Here is a 975-nt window from a genome sequence, read left to right on the forward strand (position 1 = left end):
TCCTAAAGCCATGCTTCCTGAAGTGCGTTCAAACTCTGAAATCTATGGCAAGACAGCTCCTTTCCATTTCTACGGTGGACAAGTGCCGATTGCAGGGATGGCGGGAGACCAGCAGGCTGCTCTCTTTGGTCAATTAGCCTTTGAACCTGGTATGGTCAAAAATACTTATGGAACTGGATCTTTCATCATTATGAATACGGGTGAGGAGATGCAGTTATCAGAAAATAACCTGCTGACGACGATTGGTTATGGGATCAATGACAAGGTCTACTATGCCCTTGAAGGATCTATCTTTATCGCTGGAAGTGCCATTCAGTGGCTTCGTGACGGTCTGCGTATGATCGACAGTTCACCTGAATCCGAGGCCTATGCTCTGAAGTCTCAGAATGACGATGAAATCTATGTGGTCCCTGCCTTTACGGGTCTTGGGGCACCATATTGGAATCAAGAGGCGCGTGGTTCTGTCTTCGGACTTACCCGGGGAACGTCCAAGGAAGACTTTATCAAAGCAACCCTTCAATCCATTGCCTATCAAGTACGCGATATCATCGACACCATGCAGGTAGATGCCAAGACTCCTATCCCTGTCTTAAAAGTAGACGGAGGGGCAGCGAAAAATGATTACTTAATGCAGTTTCAGGCAGATATTCTTGGGATTGCGATTGCCCGCGCCAAAAACCTGGAAACAACGGCTTTAGGAGCAGCCTTCCTAGCAGGTCTGACCGTAGGCTATTGGAAGGACTTGGAAGAATTAAAATCTCTTCATGGAGCAGCCCAAATCTTTGAACCAAAGATGGATGAAGCTCGCAAAGAGAAATTGTACAAGGGGTGGAAGAAAGCAGTCAAAGCCACTCAAGTATTTGCGGAGACCGATGACTAAAGGGATCAATCAAACGAATAGTTTATGAGAGTGGGACAGAAATCGGTAATTCGTTAGAATTCGATTTCGTCGTCCCACCTCTGCACAGTTGAGTA

General features: G+C 46.5%; 1 protein-coding gene. It reads left to right on the forward strand.

From position 1 onward, the window contains the following. Window positions 1–880: FGGY-family carbohydrate kinase (locus SPADD19_RS12675; protein WP_241496493.1), on the forward strand; the 880-nt coding region annotated here is incomplete at its 5' end. Window positions 881–975: the final 95 nt, after the last annotated feature.

Origin of the sequence: Streptococcus parasanguinis (genome assembly GCF_001578955.1) — a bacterium.
Taxonomy (GTDB): Bacteria; Bacillota; Bacilli; order Lactobacillales; family Streptococcaceae; genus Streptococcus; species Streptococcus parasanguinis_U.